Annotated in this window: 17 protein-coding genes; 12 read left to right on the plus strand and 5 right to left on the minus strand. The window is 44.3% G+C overall.

What is annotated here, in order from left to right:
• Window positions 1-9: 9 nt before the first annotated feature.
• The 5 genes from EFE42_RS05510 to EFE42_RS05530 form a co-directional block, all read right to left on the minus strand.
• Window positions 10-444: a methanogenesis marker 6 protein gene (locus tag EFE42_RS05510; RefSeq protein ID WP_123136299.1), complete on the minus strand. Its 435-nt coding sequence runs from the start codon at window positions 442-444 to the stop codon at window positions 10-12.
• Window positions 441-1,979 (minus strand): methanogenesis marker 3 protein, encoded by a 1,539-nt coding sequence (locus EFE42_RS05515; RefSeq protein WP_233564733.1) that lies wholly within the window; start codon window positions 1,977-1,979, stop codon window positions 441-443. Before EFE42_RS05515 ends, EFE42_RS05510 begins: the two co-directional genes overlap by 4 nt.
• A 54-nt stretch (window positions 1,980-2,033) precedes the next feature.
• Window positions 2,034-3,647, minus strand: coding sequence for a methyl coenzyme M reductase system, component A2 (gene atwA, locus EFE42_RS05520; protein ID WP_123136301.1), 1,614 nt, complete (start codon window positions 3,645-3,647; stop codon window positions 2,034-2,036).
• 222 nt (window positions 3,648-3,869) lie between these two features.
• Window positions 3,870-4,679 (minus strand): HAD family hydrolase, encoded by an 810-nt coding sequence (locus EFE42_RS05525; RefSeq protein WP_123136302.1) that lies wholly within the window; start codon window positions 4,677-4,679, stop codon window positions 3,870-3,872.
• Window positions 4,680-4,731: 52 nt separating this feature from the next.
• Entirely contained in the window at window positions 4,732-5,499 is a 768-nt protein-coding gene (locus EFE42_RS05530) for a thermonuclease family protein (protein WP_123136303.1), read from the minus strand.
• Between the two features lie 82 nt (window positions 5,500-5,581).
• Here EFE42_RS05530 and EFE42_RS05535 point away from each other — a divergent pair, with 82 nt between their 5' ends.
• The 12 genes from EFE42_RS05535 to EFE42_RS05590 all read left to right on the plus strand — a co-directional run bounded on the left by EFE42_RS05535 (window position 5,582) and on the right by EFE42_RS05590 (window position 13,699).
• The gene (locus EFE42_RS05535; RefSeq protein ID WP_123136304.1) at window positions 5,582-6,277 is read left to right on the plus strand and encodes a matrixin family metalloprotease; all 696 of its coding nucleotides are present in this window, start codon (window positions 5,582-5,584) and stop codon (window positions 6,275-6,277) included.
• A gap of 26 nt (window positions 6,278-6,303) precedes the next feature.
• Window positions 6,304-6,636 carry a methylated-DNA--[protein]-cysteine S-methyltransferase gene (locus EFE42_RS05540; RefSeq protein WP_233564734.1) on the plus strand — a complete coding sequence of 111 codons (333 nt, stop codon included), beginning with the start codon at window positions 6,304-6,306 and terminating at the stop codon, window positions 6,634-6,636.
• 72 nt (window positions 6,637-6,708) lie between these two features.
• Window positions 6,709-7,092 (plus strand): translation initiation factor IF-5A, encoded by a 384-nt coding sequence (locus EFE42_RS05545; RefSeq protein ID WP_123136306.1) that lies wholly within the window; start codon window positions 6,709-6,711, stop codon window positions 7,090-7,092.
• Between the two features lie 8 nt (window positions 7,093-7,100).
• A complete protein-coding gene (gene speB / locus EFE42_RS05550) occupies window positions 7,101-7,970 on the plus strand; it encodes an agmatinase (RefSeq protein WP_123136307.1) in 870 nt (289 codons plus the stop codon).
• A 40-nt stretch (window positions 7,971-8,010) separates the two neighbouring features.
• The gene (locus EFE42_RS05555) at window positions 8,011-8,664 is read left to right on the plus strand and encodes an HVO_0476 family zinc finger protein (protein ID WP_123136308.1); all 654 of its coding nucleotides are present in this window, start codon (window positions 8,011-8,013) and stop codon (window positions 8,662-8,664) included.
• Window positions 8,631-9,284: a protein-L-isoaspartate O-methyltransferase gene (locus tag EFE42_RS05560; RefSeq protein WP_123136309.1), complete on the plus strand. Its 654-nt coding sequence runs from the start codon at window positions 8,631-8,633 to the stop codon at window positions 9,282-9,284. Before EFE42_RS05555 ends, EFE42_RS05560 begins: the two co-directional genes overlap by 34 nt.
• Window positions 9,285-9,360: 76 nt before the next feature.
• Window positions 9,361-10,374: a phosphate uptake regulator PhoU gene (locus EFE42_RS05565; RefSeq protein ID WP_123136310.1), complete on the plus strand. Its 1,014-nt coding sequence runs from the start codon at window positions 9,361-9,363 to the stop codon at window positions 10,372-10,374.
• 82 nt (window positions 10,375-10,456) lie between these two features.
• Window positions 10,457-11,092 (plus strand): Era-like GTP-binding protein, encoded by a 636-nt coding sequence (locus tag EFE42_RS05570; protein ID WP_072361427.1) that lies wholly within the window; start codon window positions 10,457-10,459, stop codon window positions 11,090-11,092.
• Window positions 11,093-11,097: 5 nt separating this feature from the next.
• Window positions 11,098-11,457: a DUF2073 domain-containing protein gene (locus EFE42_RS05575; RefSeq protein WP_123136395.1), complete on the plus strand. Its 360-nt coding sequence runs from the start codon at window positions 11,098-11,100 to the stop codon at window positions 11,455-11,457.
• A gap of 14 nt (window positions 11,458-11,471) precedes the next feature.
• Window positions 11,472-11,981, plus strand: a complete 510-nt coding sequence (locus EFE42_RS05580; protein WP_123136311.1) for a hypothetical protein — start codon at window positions 11,472-11,474, stop codon at window positions 11,979-11,981.
• A gap of 5 nt (window positions 11,982-11,986) precedes the next feature.
• On the plus strand, window positions 11,987-12,589 hold the full coding sequence (gene hxlB, locus EFE42_RS05585; RefSeq protein ID WP_123136312.1) for a 6-phospho-3-hexuloisomerase: 603 nt from the start codon (window positions 11,987-11,989) through the stop codon (window positions 12,587-12,589).
• A gap of 3 nt (window positions 12,590-12,592) precedes the next feature.
• Window positions 12,593-13,699, plus strand: a complete 1,107-nt coding sequence (locus tag EFE42_RS05590; protein ID WP_123136313.1) for a pyridoxal phosphate-dependent aminotransferase — start codon at window positions 12,593-12,595, stop codon at window positions 13,697-13,699.

Genomic DNA, 13,699 nt, shown 5'->3' on the forward strand with positions numbered 1-13,699 from the left:
GGTGTCACCTCATAATTCGGATTCAATAATATCTTTAAGTTTGGACGGTGAAATTTTGTCAGGAGATTCTTTCTTTTCAGCCGGATTATATGCCTCATACTCATCAAGAGCTCTGCTGATTATGGGCAATGTTGCTACTTCATTTCTAAGGTAATGGAAACCCGGACGAGGACCTCCGCCTCTGGAAGCCCTGCAGCGACGTTCATCACCTGGCGGGAAACCCCGTTGTTTCACAAAAACATGATTCGGATCAAGGGCCCTTACTTCGGCTACTACCTTTTCCACCGAATCACGCGGACCTGTTACCATTGTGCCGAAACAGGTTTCCTTGATGGTTATATCTACATCGGACTCATAGATTTTCATCGCAGCATCAGAAGGAAGTACACTGTCTGAGTCAATCACCACGATCTTTGTAATCTCATCAACATCCTCCCCGCTCATTCAATCTCCTCCTTGTTACTTTCCAGCACGTACATGGTATCCTTTTCGGTTAATGCCTTGAATTTGTCGGGCTCAAGGATTTTGCCTATTATATTGGTACTTGAAAATTTCTCTCCGGTGGGACCAAACAGATCGTCATCCTCTGTTTTGACCCCCACAATACCCATTCTTTTGGCGGCCTGGTTAGTAATTCCGATCTCAAAGGCTTTGGTTTTGTCCACAAGCACGTTTTCCGGCAATATTTCCTTATATTTTTCAGCGGACTTTGCGGCTTTAAATAAGTATGTATTCTCATATATCATCATAACAGGCAGCGTACCTATCGGCCTGAAAGTAAGACCTACAGCGTGCCTGAAGAAATCCAGGGTTTTGGGAGCGAGTTCATCATACAGTTCAACACGGATAACCAGGGAATCCGGTGCCCCGGTTGCGATTACTTTTTTTGCCAGCAGGATATCGATAGTACTGGAGGGGTTTAATTTCACAATATTGGCATCGTCTTCTTTATACCCTTCACGTACCAGTTCAACCCCCAGTCCTTCAAGGTGTTTTTCAGCTTCATTAAAGCCCATCCCAAGTATATTAATGGGAGCAGGATCCGTCTTTACAAATATAGAGTGGCCTTTTCCTGCCATGTGGATAAGTTCAATACCTTGTTCTATATGGCCAATTACCGAATGTACAACACTGGCGGCTCTTTCATCACGGGAAATGAACACTTTACCGGTGCCATAACCTGCAGTTCGTACCCATACTGCACCATCCTTTCGTGTTTCAAAGTTTTCAAAGGAGCAAATCTCACCTTTTAAGCTACTGTCACTGATAAAAGAACTTGATTCATAGTCAACTTCGAAAAAACCATCCTTAATTAGACCAAAGAAATATTCGGTTCCTTCAGGGGATTCAAGAGCAAGTTTTACTTTTACAAAGGTAAAGAGACCATCGCCATCCTCTAAGATTGTGTTTGTATCAGCTGTGACCAGATGTTTTGCAGATTCCTGCCATTCTATTACGGGTTCAATTTCAAGAATGCGATCAGAACGCTCAAAGTTGGTCAGAAGTTTCTTGCCACCCACGACCCTGGCAAAGGGACCATCTGCAGGTGCACCGTAATCTGCAGAATGCTCTGCAAGGGAAAAAAGAAGATGGAAATTAGAAGGGTTATAGCCACCCGCTGAAAATAATACATCATATTTGTCCAGCTTTGTGGGATTTCTTTCCGGTTTCAGAGATTCAGAGAAAGGGCCAAAGGCGGTGGCATCCTTGCTATCCCAGTGCAGGGAAATTCCTTCATATTGCTTGAAACCTTCCATCCACCTCCGGGCAGAAGCGGAAAGATGATCAATTATTTCAAGACGTAATTCTCCTTTTGTGGTCTTGACCCGATACTCTTTTACACTTTCAGAACGGACACTTTCTGATTTTTTGAGAATGCCCACGGATGCACCTTTTTTGTAGGGTGCCTCTGCTGTATCGATGGCTTTCTGTACTGTAGCACCATCCGGGAGAGATAACTTCTCGCCGTTAACAAGCACTTGAATCGTCCCAAATTCCTCCAATCACTACATAGAGAGCACTTAATGATAAAGTTACTGTTGAGGAACTTCTTCAAGTTCCTTTTCAGTAAGCTGGGAAAGGACCGTTTCTGGCTCTCCTATATCAACTATCTTTGAATCCCTCATTAGTGCTACACGGTCACAGATATCAGTAAGGAAATCCATATCATGGGACACGATCACAAATGTATTGCCCATCTCTTCCCTTGCCTTTAGGATGGATTTGGTTACCTCGGTCCTTGTAATCGGGTCCATGGTACCGGTAGGCTCATCCATTAGAATGATATTTGGCTCTTTCATTAAAATCTGGGCCAGAGCAACCCTGTGCCTCTCTCCTTCACTTATCTCATCGGCCATTTTAGGAAGGATGTGTTTGGCTTTGTTATCATTAAAACCGGTTGTCACAAGAGTATTGATGGCCTTCCTGGTAGCAAGTTCGTAGGGAAGATCAATCCCGATTGATTCGGTCAGATTATCGATGATTGTTCGGTGTGTGTACAGACCATATTCCTGATGCAGGATACCCATGTAGCGAACCGCACGCCCCCTGTTGTCAGCTCCGGGTTGTCTCATATTCACCCACTCATCACCAACGCGAACATGCACTGCCCCGCTTGTTGGTTGTACATTGCCCATGAGCATTTCAGAAGTAGTTGTCTTCCCTGCACCGCTGGTACCTGCAAGCCCGAATATCTCACCTTCCTTCACATTAAAACTCACACCGCCTACGGCATAAACCACACCCCTTGAAACGGAGATGTATTTTTTCACAAGGTCCTCCACCCTGATGATATCTTCGCCTACATTGGCTTTTTCCCATTCACCAATGTCAGTAACCATTTTCATAAAGTCGCGGGAAACATCACAGGCATCACCCTCACATACAATTTCCCCTTCCTCGAGGAGAATTGCCCTATCGGCCAGGTCCTCAATGACATCTGACCAGTGAGAAGTGATCACCATTGTCATATTGTGGGATGAAACCGTATCCTCTACAACATCATGTACCACTTTTGCTGTCCTGGGATCAAGGGTTCCTGTCGGCTCGTCGGCAAGCAACAACATGGGATCCCTCACAAGCTGGCGTGCAAGAACTACCCTCTGTTTCTCCCCCCCGCTTAAATCACGGGCCACATGCATCATCCTGTGGGAGAGACGGACCTCTTCAAGAAGTTGTACAGCATGCTCCATTGCATCGGGGCCGCTATAACCAATCTCTGTCAGGGAATTTACTACATTGGCAATTACCCTGTCATCTCCATAAAGGGCAAAGGTCCTCTGGAGCATAATCGCAACCCTGCGGGATACTGCCCTGCGTTCGTTATTATGAATGCCAAGTTTTGCAAAATCCGCTTCGAAGGCTTCAAATTTACCGTTTTCGCAATGTGAACAGGCCTTCCCTACCATACTGGGCGGTTCTATATAACCACATTTTTCACAACGTGCAACGTGATAGATTATTGAACCTGTGATTTCGTCCAATTCCTCGGCACCGCGTAGCGCATGCATCAATACCGTTTTACCGGAACCGCTTTTTCCCAGGATTCCGACAACTTCACCTTCATTTATGTTGAGATTGATATTCTTTAAGACCACTGCACCATTATAAGAGATGGTAAGGTCTTTGATCTCGATGAATAATGACATTTGAGTACCTCCAACATGGATATTATCAGACCTGGTTTGAGATTATACAGTAAATGTACTTAATATTTTGCGCGGTATGCACAAAACCATAAACCTGTGAGCAGGCCCAACATCACCAAAAATTTAAATCTGGTATTTTATAACTGGATTACATTAAACACTACATAAACGTAACGCATAATTATATCGCTGTTAACTTTAGAAAAACGGCTGCTGGTAGTGTTAAGATAGAATTGCCTCATCTGCAAGCCTGACAACCTCGGCAATATTGCCTACCACAACATCGGCAGATTCCTGCAATCTGGAAGGCCGGGAATCTCCCTGTTGAATTGTAAGAATTCCTAGATCAGCCGATCTTAATGCCAGCATGTCGTTCATTCCGTCCCCTACCATAATGACTTTATCGTACTGTTTTTTGAGATCCTGAACTATCCTTTCCTTGTCAAATGTAGAAGCAATATCAAAAACCCCATCAATAGGAACACCGATGCAGCGGGAGAGCCTGCTCAGGTTTTTCATGCTATCTCCAGAGGCAATATAAAGCCCAACTCCCCTTTGGTAAAGAGCTTGCAAAGTATCCTTACTTTCAGGATAAAGGCGCCCCCCGGTACTGACTACATAGGTTACTGACTGCTCAACAACATCTACTATCAAGCCACACGCCAGGTAAAATATATTGGGACAGCGAGTCTTTACCCTGCAAAATACTTCCTGAACGTCCCCGAGAGCCACATCACCCTGCTTTACTATTTTTGAAATATCGGATGGAGAGGTCTCCCCGTTGGAACAACTCACATCCATCCCTACGTGTTCTTTTTCCATGAAATCCGAAAGTAACCGGTGGGGTTGTGACTCCAGTATCATTTCCATGTCGGCATGGAGCACTACGAGTGCCCTGCCTTTGCGACCTGCCACCAGCATCGTGCTTTCTATATCTTCCAGCATCATCCCGTTAGACATATCCCTGGCAACACGATACATATGCAACAATGTTCCCGCACTGTCAAAGACCACTGCCAGTTTGTTTTCCATACTGGATAATAGTAAAATACAAAACATTAAAAGATTATCCAATCAAGAAAATTCACCCCACAATTTCAATCTGTGAAACTCCACTTATCTCAATCTCAGGTGTGCCCTTGTAATCCTTGACCTTGCCTGTCACCAGCACGTCCTTACCTTCATAGTAAGTATCAGGAGATTGAGGAAAGTTTGACCAGCTGTCCTGCCATATAAGTACAGTGAAGTAACCCTTGTAAGGATCATGGAAATTCAGATAGATTATGCCATCCTCCTTATTTTTAGCTGTTGATACCACCCTACCTTCAACCGTTTTCACCTCGCCTGTATGACTGCCTGCTTCCCGATAAGAAATAACTGCAGTATTGTTATTTTTCAAATAGGACCAGAACCCTGATTTCTCAGCTCTTGCATGTTGCTGGGCTTCAGCAAAAATATGCTGATACTTCGTGTCGGGCTCATAGGCCCTGGACAGAGCCAGTCCTTCTTCCACAAGCTCCCTGTTTACCAGTTCACCGTCAAGCCAGACGTATCTCAACAGACGGCCATATGTATCCCGGTTACTGCTATCCCCTTCCATCAAAACCTGCTTACCTTCGATCCGGGTGGACAAATAATCTTTTGCCTCAGTATAATAGGGTTCATCTACCTCCGGTGTATCTATCCCGATTAGTCTCACATACTCCCCGGAATCCGTCACAAAAGTATCCCCATCTATCACGCTGGCAACCGTTGTGGTCGAATTTACGATCTGGTTTTCATCCGCAGAAAGACATCCACATGAAATAAGTATGAGAAAAGCAACGCCTAGGATTAATGACTTTTTAAACATAGGAAGAAAATAATTCTACTACTATTAAAATATAATTGTACCCCGGGCAATCTTTATTTTTGATGGGAGATTACTGGTTGGTATGAAAATACCGGCTAGAAAAATCCTTTTCGTACTACTTGCCGTCATGATATTTTTCACTGGCACATCCCTTGCAGATATTGAAAAAATATCAGACAAACCCTGGGACCACAGCCCCATAACAGTATATATAGATGATAAGGATACGCCTCAACACTACAGTCCCACCTACAGAGAACAGGTTGAAATTGCTCTGGATTACTGGGAAAAAGGTGGCAACGAGGCCCTCAGTTACCAGCCGGTATTCAAGGTCATCGATGATCCTGACGCTGACATAAATGTTCGCTGGGTTGAAAATCTTGAAAAGGTAGAAGGAGCCGGTGAAGGAGTAGCTGGATACTGTAGACCCACCATTGTCGGGAACAAATACCTGCATGCTGAAATTGTGCTTGAAGTGGGAAATTACCAGGGTTTTTCCTGGGTACAATATGGCGATGCAAATATGCAGGAGGTTTCCAAACACGAAATAGGACATGCCCTGGGACTGGGACATAGCACAGACAGAGGAGATATCATGTATCCCAGTTATGAACAACGTGACAACATCAATCCCCTCCTCTTGAAATCCACTTTCCCCTACCTGATAGGTGCAATCATATTAATCGTAACCATAATCGGATACCATGGGATTGGCTGGAGGAAGATGCGCAAGCAGCGCAAACAAATCGAGAAGGAAGTTTTTGAAGGCAAAAAATGAATATGCAGCAGCTGTGTTGCGACATTATGAAATATCTCGCAGGCGAGCATGTGGATTTCCTCAAATATGACCCGGACCTTACACACCTTACAAAGTTCCAGAGGGAAGTCCTGGAAGCCACCCGTAGGATTCCTTACGGACAAACACGCACCTATGGACAACTGGCAAAAGACATTGGTAAAAGCAAAGCCAGTCGAGCAGTTGGCCGGGCGCTTAACAAAAATCCCTATCCCCTGGTAATACCCTGCCACAGGGTAGTTGCTAAAAATGGCATAGGTGGCTATGCAGGCGGCACAGAATTAAAGAAAAAATTACTGGAAATGGAAAAACCCATTGATTATGATGAATCAGTTCGTTAAGTTGATATAAGGGAACTGAAAATTATACCCCTGATTATTAATGTTCATATTTTATCAAAGGAGTATAATCGCATGAAACAACAGGTTGAAGTAAAGGAACTCAAGGAAGGCAAATACGTAATTATCGATGACGAACCATGCATTATCAAGGGCCTGTCAAAATCCAAACCCGGAAAACACGGTTCTGCTAAAGCAAGGATTGACGCAGTTGGTATCTTCGATGGTCAAAAACGTTCAATCGTAAGTTCCGTTTCCTCAAAGACCTTTGTACCTATTGTCGAAAGGAAAAGTGCACAGGTTCTTTCCGTCACAGGAGACATCGCCCAGCTCATGGACATGGAAGACTACTCTACCTTCGAAATGAAGATCCCTGATGAATACAAGGACAGGGTGAACGAAGGAGGAGACATTTCATACATAACCGCCATGGGTAAAATGAAGATTGACCTGCGTTAAATAACGAAATGTTCTACCAGCCCCTTATGATGGACGCCCTGTGGGATTACGGGGCTGCAAAATATGTTATATTCGGAGTCCCTTTTGATGGGACTTCCTCCTACAGGCCGGGAAGTCGCAGGGCTCCGGATGCTATGAGACAGGCGTCTGAAAATTTTGAAAGTTACAACTCTTTTTTTGATATCGACCTCGCATCAATTCCAATTCATGATGCAGGTAATCTTGAAGCTTATTCTTCAGTTGATGAAAACCTCAGGGACCTTTACTATGATGCAAGGGACATCGTAAAAAATGAAAAGATTCCCATCATGATGGGCGGGGAACACTCCCTTACTCTTTCCACCGTTAAAGCCTGTGCAAAAGACAATGATGACATTGGAGTGATCGCACTGGATGCCCATTTTGACCTGCGGGAAGAGTTTGGCGGAGTGAGAAATAACCATGCATGCGTCAGCCGGCATATCTTAGAAGAGGTCACCGACAGGTATGTATCCATTGGAACAAGGAGCGGACCCCGGGATGAATGGGATTTTGCAAACGATAACAACATATCCTATTACACACCGGAAAATGTGAAAGAATACTCTGCCAAAAAACTTGCTACAAAGGTTATGAAAGAAATAGGCACCTCACAATTCTACCTTTCCCTGGATATGGACTGTTTAGACCCTGCTTATGCCCCTGCAACAGGCACTCCTGAACCCTTTGGTCTTGACCCCTGGCAGGTCAGGGACCTGATACATGCTTTTGCCCCACACACCGTTGGTTTTGATATTATGGAAATTGCACCGGACTATGACAGTGGACAGACAGCCCTGCTCGGTACAAAACTACTAAGGGAATTCATAGCCGCACATGCAGCCGGCAATACCCAATAAGCATCAATTAGATATATACCCTCAAACCTAACTGGCAATCATGAGTGAAGAGATCGAGACCACATGCCCTGCATGCTCACCACAGGAATTCGTGTGGCACGACATACTGAAGGATGGACAGAACATGCTTGTCCGGTGCCAGGTTTGCGGTGATGTACATCCCACAGAGATTGAGACAGAGAAGACCATCCCGGTAAGAATCGTAATCAGTCGAGGGGATGAATCATTCAAGACAAATGCACTTTTTGAAGAGAAACAGGTAGTCACAACAAACGAAGAATTGGTTGTGGAAGACCAGAACGGTGAAGACGTATACCCCATACAGATCACTTCCATCGAAACACCTACAAAACGTGAAGAACACGCAAAGATTGCAGACGTTGAAACCATCTGGGCACGTGCAATTGATGAAGTCGATGTAAAAATATCCGTACAATCCATAGGAAATACCAATCCCCACACAAAAAGAGTACCAGGAGAGGAAATTTTCGAGGTCGGTCTGGAATACGAAGCTGGAGGAGAGCGCTTCAGGATCACAAGAATAAAGATACGTGGAGGCAAATTCAGGTTTAAAAGGGGAGACAAAGTAGAGGCCAAATATATAAAAAGAATCTTCGGCAGGGTGGCATATAAGAAAGGCTGGGGTGGAGGCAGGACCGCTTGGAGTATGAAGAGAAACGTAAGGAACTGGTAAATCAGATCAAGGAAGAAGGAATCAAAAAGCAGGTGCTTGAAGCTATGGGGAAAGTCCCCAGGCACCTTTTTGTTCCAAAATATCTTAAGAATTCTGCATATATTGATTCCCCTTTACCGATAGGGAACAAGCAAACTATTTCTGCACCACACATGGTAGCCATAATGTGTGATGTCCTGGATATAGATAAAGGCATGAAGATCCTTGAAATCGGAGCCGGTTCTGGATACAATGCTGCTGTGATGGCCGAAATGGTAGGCAAAGAGGGACATATATACAGCATTGAAAGAATACCTTTTTTAAAGCAATTTGCCGAAAATAATCTTAGGGAAGCGGGTTACACCAATGTTACTGTCATCGAAGCCGACGGCACCCTCGGTTATCCCCCCCAGGCTCCATATGAACGTATGTGCGTAACCTCCGCAGCTCCATCTATTCCTCTACCTCTCAAAGAGCAACTTTCAGCGGGCGGAATTATGGTGATACCGGTTGGCAAATACATGCAGAACCTGATTCTTGCCCACAAACTTGATGACGGGACCTTCAGAGAGGAAAAACTCGGCGGCGTCATTTTTGTACCCCTTATTGGAAAATACGGGTACAGAGAAGCTATTGAATGAAAAATATATACAATGGACATATATACAATGAATCCATCTATATACGCATATATAGTGAAGACGAATTGACCGAGGGATGGATATAGAAACAAGAAAAGTACAGCAAACCGGAGGTTCTACATACATTATTTCCCTCCCAAAACCCTGGGCACAGAGAATGGGAGTTGAAGCCGGCTCCAGAGTATCCGTCAGAAACCAACCTGATGGATCCCTTAATATAGCCACTCTGGACACCACAACAAAACCCAAAAAACGCAAGATGGAGATTACCAATTACAAGGGAGAAGGCCTGATACGTAACATAATTGCCGCCTATGTTGCCGGCTATGACCTTATCGAACTTGTTTCCCCAAGAATACTTGCCGAACAGAAAACAATAATACGAGAAGTTTGCCACAAATTAATCGGCCCTGAAATCATCGAGGAAACCTCCAAAGGTGTTCTCATACAGGATTTGCTAAACCCTGAAGAAGTTTCCATCAAAAAAAGTATTCGCAGGATGTACCTAATTTCCACTTCAATGCACAAGGACGCCATCCAATCTCTCAAGACCGGTGAAAAAGACCTTGCACTTGATGTGATGCTCAGGGATGATGAAGTGGACCGATTGTTTTTGCTTATCTCAAAACAGTTCCGCTCCCTGTTCAGAGGTACACGTCTTGCCGATACCACAGAGACATCCATTGATGAATATCATGATTTCCGACTTGTTGCAAGTTCCCTGGAAAGGATTGCAGACCATGCCCACAGAATCGCAGGAGTGACCAGAAAACTGCAAGGACCCGTTCCCGAAGAAATAATGGAGCCTATAGAAAAGGCGAGTGAGGATGCACGCAGTACCGTGGAAAAAGCAATTGATGCCCTCTATGGTTGTGATGTTAAACTTGCGAATAAAACCATTGAGAACATACAGCACATAAAAACCGATGTTGACAAACTCAATGCATCCTTTATGAAACTAAAAGATGTAGGGACTGTAGTCGGGCTGGGAACTGTGGCCGATAGTATAGAGAGGACAGCAGAATACGGGACAAATATTGCTGAGACTGCTATAAATATGGCCATTGCCACTACAGAGGAAAGTGCCTGAATTGAAAAACAGACGCTTATTTATATAATGATAATATCAGAAATCAAGAGGACAATTCCCACATTAGAAATGGAGGAAATAGATGGGAGTAATAAGATCATTAAAAAGAAACTTCACAGGTCTTCTGAAGAAACTGCTCAATAAAAAAAGTGCAAGGATTGGCATTTATGGACCCCCAAATGCAGGAAAGACCACCCTTGCAAATCGCATACTACGTGACTGGACAGGAGATGCCATGGGTTCAGTATCCAATGTTGCGCATGAAACACGCCGTGCCAGGAGAAGAGAAGGAGTAACAATCAAAGGCAATGGTAATTCATTATCACTTGATATTATAGACACTCCCGGTCTTGCCACAAAGATAGATTTCCATGAATTCATGGAGCAGGGGATGAGTGAAGCAGAATCTAAACGCAGAGCAAAGGAAGCCACTGAAGGGGTTATTGAAGCGGTCAAATGGCTGGAAAACCTTGACGGTATAATCCTTGTAATGGATGCAACCGAAGACCCGTTTACCCAGGTAAATGTCACGGTCATCGGAAATATGGAAGCTCGTGGTCTTCCGCTCTTAATCGCTGCCAACAAGATTGATCGTGAAGATTCATCGCCTTCAACAATTAGGGAAGCGTTCCCCCAGCATCCACTCGTTGCCATATCTGCCCTTGAAGGAAAGAACATTGATACTCTTTATGAGGAAATTGCAAAAAGATTCGGGTGATTGAAATGCAGGGAATTCAAATGGATTTACTTTCAGAGGATCGGCTTGCAAGGATGAAACCTGTGGAAAAGGTTCGTTTCATTATTGATGAAGTGAAAAATGGCAAAATCCTTGTACTCGAAAGGGGACTCAGTCCTGAAGAGGAAGCCAACCTTATCGAGATGACAATGACACATATTGCACCTGATGAATTCTCAGGTATCGAAATGGAGACGTATCCAGCCCATGAAACAAAGTCATTTTTGGGAAAACTTTTCAACAAGGGCCCAAAAGGCAGACTGACCCTTATTGGTCCGGCCGATCAGCTCAAGACCCTCAAGAAAGACAGGGATATGATTACAGCATTGGTATCCTCAAACAGATAAGTGTTGTTTAACCTATGGAATCCATAGAAAGAGACATTAAGGAAAATACCAGCAACCAGTCCCTTTCATCTTATGAAATGGGAAGAGACGATGTCAATGTCATTTGCACCTATGGGAAAATATCGGCGTGGTTTGGCAGGCAAACTCCTGAAGTCGTAGTTGGAAGAATCCTTATTTCTATTTCCCGGATTGATAAATCCGCTGTCCATGAAGTGGAAATTGTTTGTCCTTTTGAGAAAATAACAGAATATGAAAGTCATGGATATGTATTGGTATCCTATGCTAAATGTGAAGGTGGTTACAGGGCTACATTCCACATCCCCTTCTATAACAAAAAGGCCCTTTTCTTTTTTGCAGAGCATATCGTCAGAAAATTGCAGCAGAGAGATGTGAAAATTGATATATACTGGTATGGGGATGATTCAGACATTACCCGATTAACCGAGCATCTCAAAGAAATTGATGACTGGAAAGTAAAAAACATAAATTACAAGGATAGCAGTAAAGAAAAACAGGAGAAATAAAGAGAATGAATACCTGTAATGAATGTGAACACCTCACATTATCCATGGAATTGATGGCCGATCACATAAAGAACATAGCACAGAGGCTTGACACGGAAAGTATTAAGAAAACTATTGATTATATAATGGATGCAGGTTCCATTTTTATAATGGGAGCGGGAAGATCAGGCCTTGTCGGGAAAGCTTTTGCTATGCGCCTCATGCACCTGGGATTTACAAGTTATGTAGTAGGAGAATCTACAACCCCATCTGTGCACAAAAACGATGTGATAATTGCCATTTCCGGATCAGGTGAAACGCGTTCAGTTTCCGACCTGGGAAGGATTGCAAAAGATATCGGAGCAACCCTGATAACAGTAACCTCCAACAAAGATTCCACACTTGGCCATATATCAGATGCAACCCTGGAAATACAGGGACGCAGCAAGGATGACGCCGGTGGTTATCTTGAAAGACATATGAGAGGAGAATATTCCCACCTCACACCCCTGGGCACTTCCTTTGAAATTTCCTCCCTTGTCTTCCTTGATGCTCTTGTCGCAGAACTCATCTTTATCACAGGTGCATCAGAAGCGGACCTTAAATCGCGCCACGCCAAACTGGAGTGAAACATGTTTGCCGGGAAATTCTCGCAGAGGGTACAGGACATCGACATATCCGGCATCCGCAAGATATTCGAAGCGGCCGGCTCGGATGCCATCAATCTTGGATTGGGGCAGCCGGATTTTGACACACCCGAACATGTAAAAAAGGGTGCTATAGATGCCATAAATGAAGGATTTACAGGCTATACCGTGGGACCCGGCATCATAGAACTCAGGGAGGCGTTGAGCAAAAAGTTCCGGGAAGAAAATGCAATTGCCACCACACCGGATGATATAATCATAACATCCGGTGCCTCAGAGGCCCTGGAAATAGCACTTGCATCACTGGTAAACCCGGGGGGTGAAGTTCTTCTTGCAGATCCGGGTTTCGTATCATACGCATCTCTTGCAGGAATTATGGGAGGAAAAGGAATCGGTGTGTCCCTGTCCGATGACCTGAGAATGCAACCCGAAGACGTGATGGAAAAGATTACGTCAAAAACCAAAGCTTTTATCGTGAATTCCCCTTCCAATCCCACAGGGGCCGTCCAGACGAAAAAAGATATGAAAGGATTTGCCGAGATTGCAGATGACTATGACCTTACACTGATTTCTGATGAGGTCTATGAGCATTTTATCTATGAAGGAGAACATGTCAGCCCCGCCCAATATTCAGACAATGTAATTACCGTGAATGCAACATCAAAAACCTATTCGATGACCGGCTGGAGACTGGGATACGTAACCGCTTCTTCAGAATACATCCAGCAAATGTTAAAAGTTCATCAATATGTACAGGCGTGTGCATGTTCCATTTCCCAGAGGGCTGCCCTTGCTGCCATTCAGGGACCACTTGACCCGGTTGTGCAGATGCGCGAAGAATTTAAAAAACGCAGGGATGTGCTCATAGAAGGGCTCAATGGGATGGGTATCAAATGCCACAAGCCCGCAGGTGCATTTTATGCATTCCCCGAGGTCGAACCTGAATATGCCCGGCAACTTATCGCAAACGGAGTAGTGGTCGTGCCGGGTGAAGCATTCGGTGAAGGGGGAACAGGACATATGCGCATATCATACGCCACCTCAATGCAAAACATAAAAAGAGCAATGGAAATTATGAAGGAAACACTTTAA

Source organism: Methanohalophilus sp. RSK (assembly GCF_003722075.1).
GTDB lineage: Archaea > Halobacteriota > Methanosarcinia > Methanosarcinales > Methanosarcinaceae > Methanohalophilus.

Excerpts from the sequence above, each read along its gene's own strand:
- EFE42_RS05545 (WP_123136306.1), top strand. The coding sequence starts at position 6,709 with ATGAAACAACAGGTTGAAGTAAAGGAACTCAAGGAAGGCAAATACGTA.
- EFE42_RS05570 (WP_072361427.1), top strand. The coding sequence starts at position 10,457 with ATGGGAGTAATAAGATCATTAAAAAGAAACTTCACAGGTCTTCTGAAG.
- hxlB (WP_123136312.1), top strand. The coding sequence starts at position 11,987 with ATGAATACCTGTAATGAATGTGAACACCTCACATTATCCATGGAATTG.
- EFE42_RS05530 (WP_123136303.1), bottom strand. The coding sequence starts at position 5,499 with ATGTTTAAAAAGTCATTAATCCTAGGCGTTGCTTTTCTCATACTTATT.
- EFE42_RS05555 (WP_123136308.1), top strand. The coding sequence starts at position 8,011 with ATGAGTGAAGAGATCGAGACCACATGCCCTGCATGCTCACCACAGGAA.
- EFE42_RS05535 (WP_123136304.1), top strand. The coding sequence starts at position 5,582 with ATGAAAATACCGGCTAGAAAAATCCTTTTCGTACTACTTGCCGTCATG.
- atwA (WP_123136301.1), bottom strand. The coding sequence starts at position 3,647 with ATGTCATTATTCATCGAGATCAAAGACCTTACCATCTCTTATAATGGT.
- EFE42_RS05540 (WP_233564734.1), top strand. The coding sequence starts at position 6,304 with ATGAAATATCTCGCAGGCGAGCATGTGGATTTCCTCAAATATGACCCG.
- EFE42_RS05575 (WP_123136395.1), top strand. The coding sequence starts at position 11,098 with ATGCAGGGAATTCAAATGGATTTACTTTCAGAGGATCGGCTTGCAAGG.
- EFE42_RS05565 (WP_123136310.1), top strand. The coding sequence starts at position 9,361 with ATGGATATAGAAACAAGAAAAGTACAGCAAACCGGAGGTTCTACATAC.
- EFE42_RS05525 (WP_123136302.1), bottom strand. The coding sequence starts at position 4,679 with ATGGAAAACAAACTGGCAGTGGTCTTTGACAGTGCGGGAACATTGTTG.
- EFE42_RS05590 (WP_123136313.1), top strand. The coding sequence starts at position 12,593 with ATGTTTGCCGGGAAATTCTCGCAGAGGGTACAGGACATCGACATATCC.
- EFE42_RS05510 (WP_123136299.1), bottom strand. The coding sequence starts at position 444 with ATGAGCGGGGAGGATGTTGATGAGATTACAAAGATCGTGGTGATTGAC.
- speB (WP_123136307.1), top strand. The coding sequence starts at position 7,101 with ATGTTCTACCAGCCCCTTATGATGGACGCCCTGTGGGATTACGGGGCT.
- EFE42_RS05580 (WP_123136311.1), top strand. The coding sequence starts at position 11,472 with ATGGAATCCATAGAAAGAGACATTAAGGAAAATACCAGCAACCAGTCC.